Origin of the sequence: Methylobacterium sp. UNC300MFChir4.1 (assembly GCF_900110155.1) — a bacterium.
In the GTDB taxonomy this organism is placed as follows: domain Bacteria; phylum Pseudomonadota; class Alphaproteobacteria; order Rhizobiales; family Beijerinckiaceae; genus Methylobacterium.
On record NZ_FOCS01000065.1, the window covers coordinates 1 to 3,631 of the forward strand.

Annotated in this window: 3 protein-coding genes; all 3 read left to right on the plus strand. The window is 72.3% G+C overall.

Annotated features, from left to right (window positions below; translation table 11 throughout):
* Positions 1 to 202: 202 nt before the first annotated feature.
* From metG to BMY19_RS30225, 3 genes are read left to right on the plus strand one after another with little or no spacing between them, the layout of a single operon-like run.
* Positions 203 to 1,780, plus strand: a complete 1,578-nt coding sequence (gene metG / locus BMY19_RS30215) for a methionine--tRNA ligase (protein WP_100253889.1) — start codon at positions 203 to 205, stop codon at positions 1,778 to 1,780.
* Between the two features lie 49 nt (positions 1,781 to 1,829).
* Positions 1,830 to 2,630, plus strand: coding sequence for a TatD family hydrolase (locus tag BMY19_RS30220; protein ID WP_091683122.1), 801 nt, complete (start codon positions 1,830 to 1,832; stop codon positions 2,628 to 2,630).
* 22 nt (positions 2,631 to 2,652) lie between these two features.
* The gene (locus tag BMY19_RS30225; protein WP_100253890.1) at positions 2,653 to 3,456 is read left to right on the plus strand and encodes an MBL fold metallo-hydrolase; all 804 of its coding nucleotides are present in this window, start codon (positions 2,653 to 2,655) and stop codon (positions 3,454 to 3,456) included.
* The last annotated feature ends 175 nt before the right edge of the window (positions 3,457 to 3,631 follow it).

Here is a 3,631-nt window from a genome sequence, read left to right on the forward strand (position 1 = left end):
TCCCGCGGCGTCCCGCGTCCCTCGTGCTCGCCTCCCGGGCCATGCCCCCGGCGCCACACCGCGCGCGGGGACGATCACGCGTGTCCGGTGCCGGCCGCCGCGGAGGATCGCCGTCGCGCCCGCAGGCGGCGACGGTTGCGTCCCGGCGCCGGCCGCGCGACAACGCGGGCAGCTTCCCGCGCTCATCCGGAACACCACAGACGTGACGTCCAACGCCCCGGCGAATCCCCGAAAGACGTTCGGTCTCTCGACCGCGATCTCCTACCCCAACGGCGCGCCCCATATCGGCCACGCCTACGAGGTGATCGCCGCGGACGCGATCGCGCGCTTCCACCGGCTCGACGGCTACGACGTGCTGTTCTCCACCGGGACCGACGAGCACGGGCTCAAGATCCAGCAGGCCGCGACCCGGGCCGGCACCACCCCGCGCGCCTACGTCGACGGCACCGCCGCCCGGTTCCAGGCCATGGCCGACCGGATGGACTGCGCCTACGACCGCTTCATCCGCACCACGGAGCCCGGCCACTACGCCGCCGCCCAGGAGATCTGGCGGCGGATGGAGGCCAACGGCGACATCTACCTCGACAAGTATGCCGGCTGGTACTCGGTCCGCGACGAGGCCTACTACGACGAGTCCGAGACCCGGCTCCTGGAGGATGGCAGCCGCCGCAGCCTCGCCACCGACACGCCGGTCGAGTGGATGGAGGAGGAGAATTTCCTTTTCAGACTGTCCGCCTACCAGGACCGGCTGCTCGACCTCTACGCGGATCAGCCGGATTTCATCGGGCCGGACACGCGCCGGAACGAGGTGGCGAGCTTCGTGCGCTCCGGCCTCAAGGACCTCTCGGTCAGCCGCACCAATTTCGACTGGGGCGTGCCGGTGCCGGGGCATCCGAACCACGTGATGTACGTGTGGGTCGACGCGCTCACCAACTATCTCACCGTCACCGGCTTCCCCGACGCGGAGACCCCCCAAAAAAGATTCTGGCCGATGGACCTGCACGTGATCGGCAAGGACATCGTCCGGTTCCACGCGGTCTACTGGCCGGCCTTCCTGATGTCGGCCGGGCTGCCGCTGCCCAGGCGCGTCTTCGGCCACGGCTTCCTGCTCTCCAAGGGCGAGAAGATGTCGAAGTCGCTGGGCAACGTCCTCGACCCGTTCGAGCTCGCCGACACCTACGGGGTCGACCCGGTGCGCTACTTCGTGCTGCGCGAGGTGCCGTTCGGCGGCGACGGCAGCTACAGCCACGAGGCGATCATCGGCCGGATCAACGCCGATCTCGCCAACGACCTCGGCAACCTCGCCCAGCGTTCGCTCACGATGGTCGCCAAGAACTGCGACGGCGCGGTGCCGGATCCGGGCAGCCTGGACGCGGCCGACACGGCCCTGCTGGCCCTGGCCGACGCCCTGCCGGCACGGGCCCGGACCCTCATGGGCGAGCTCGCGCTCCACACCGTCCTGGCGGAGATCTGGGCCGTGGTGGCCGAGGCCAACCGCTACTTCGCCGCCCAGGAGCCGTGGAAACTGCGCAAGTCCGACCCGGCGCGGATGAACGCCGTGCTCTACACGACGCTGGAGGCGCTGCGCGCCTTCGGCATCCTGATCCAGCCCTTCGTGCCGGGGGCGGCGGCCAAGCTCCTCGACCTGCTGGCGGTGCCGGCCGACCGGCGCGGCCTCGCCGATGTGGGGGCGGGGGGCCGGCTCCTCCCCGGCACGGCGCTCCCCGCCCCCGCGCCGATCTTCCCGCGCTTCGAGCGCCCCGAGACTCCGTCCGCCTGAAGGACCTTGCCGCTTGAAGGACCCTGCCGCCCGACGGCCCCGAGACCCGATGCTCATCGACAGCCACTGCCATCTCGACTTCCCGGACTTCGCCGCCGACCTCCCGGGCGTGATCGCCCGCGCCAAGGCCGCGGGCGTCGCCGGCATGCTCACGATCGCCACCCGGGTCGCCAAGGCCGACACCTACCGGGCGATCGCCGAGGCTCATCCCGAGGTCTGGCACACGGTCGGCACCCATCCCCACGGGGCCGCCGAGGAGCCGGACGTCGCCGCCGAGACGATCGCGGGCCTCGCCCAGGCCAGCCCGCGCTGCGTCGGGATCGGCGAGGCGGGCCTCGACTACCACTACGCCGACGCCGCCCCCGAGGCCGTGCAGGAGCGGGTGCTGCGCGCCCATATCGCGGCGGCCCGGCTCTCCGGCCTGCCGCTCGTGATCCACGCCCGGGACGCCGACGACCACATGGAGCGGGTGCTCGCCGACGAGATGGGCCGGGCGCCGTTCCGGGCGGTGCTGCACTGCTTCTCGTCGGGGCGGCGGCTGGCGGAGGCGGGGGTGGAGCTCGGGCTGTACGTGTCCTTCTCGGGCATCGTCACCTTCCGGCGCTCGCACGACCTGCGCGACATCGCCAGGGCCGTGCCCCTCGACCGGATCCTGGTGGAGACCGACGCGCCGTTCCTGGCCCCCGAGCCCCACCGGGGACGGACCAACGAGCCGGCCTACACGGCCGACACCGCCCGGTCGCTGGCCGGGACCCTGGGGCTGACCGCCGAGGACTTCGCCCGGACCACGACGGCGAATTTCTTCACCTTGTTCGACAAGGCCGCCGGAACGCGCCCGGGCGCTGCGTGACGAGTCGGAGCGGGAGATCCGGATGGCGAGCCTGACCCTGCGCATCCTCGGTTGCGGCTCGTCCGGCGGGGTGCCGCGGGTCGGCAGCGGCTGGGGCGCCTGCGACCCGGCGGAGCCGCGCAACCGCCGGCGGCGCTGCTCGATCCTGGTGGAGCGCGCGTCGGGGGCGGGGCGGACCACGCTCCTGGTCGACACCTCTCCGGACCTGCGCGAGCAGCTCATTGACGCCGGCGTGACGCGCCTCGACGGGGTGCTCTACACCCACGCCCACGCCGACCACACCCACGGGATCGACGACCTGCGCCCGCTGGTGATCGCCATGCGGGCCCGCATCCCGGTCTACGCCGACGCCCTGACGCGGTCGCTGCTCACGGCCCGGTTCGGCTACTGCTTCGAGACGCCCCCCGGGAGCGCCTACCCGCCGATCCTCGACCTGCGCGACCTCGCCGCCGGCCGCGACCTCACCCTGGAGGGGGAGGGGGGCGCGGTCACCGTGGAATCGCTCCCGGTGGAGCACGGCAACGAGGCGGCCCTGGGCTTCCGCTTCGGCGCGGCCGCCTACATGCCCGACGTCAGCCTGATCCCGGAGGCGAGCCTCGCCCGGCTCCGCGGTCTCGACCTGCTGATCATCGATGCCCTGCGGGACACCCCGCACCCGACCCACTTCTCGGTCTCGGACGCCCTCGCGCTGATCGAGTCGGTCCGCCCGCGCAGGGCGGTCCTCACCAACCTGCACACGGATCTCGACTACGGCGCCCTCGCGGCGCGCCTGCCGGAGGGCATCGTGCCCGCCTATGACGGCATGACCCTGAGCCTCGAGGCCTAGCGCGCCCACCGGGAGCGCGAATCGGGCGTCACACGGCTGTCGTCCGCGGAGTCCAAGAAAATCGGCTTTCCGGCCAACAAGCCTGTTGACGGCCGGGAACCGTAGATCTATACCCCGGCTCATCGGCGCCGGCCGCGGAAGTGGACCGGGCGCTGAGCCATCTTCTGACAAGCGG

What these genes read in the sequence shown, in the direction of transcription:
- BMY19_RS30225 (WP_100253890.1), top strand. Translation starts at nt 2,653, where the DNA reads ATGGCGAGCCTGACCCTGCGCATCCTCGGTTGCGGCTCGTCCGGCGGG.
- BMY19_RS30220 (WP_091683122.1), top strand. Translation starts at nt 1,830, where the DNA reads ATGCTCATCGACAGCCACTGCCATCTCGACTTCCCGGACTTCGCCGCC.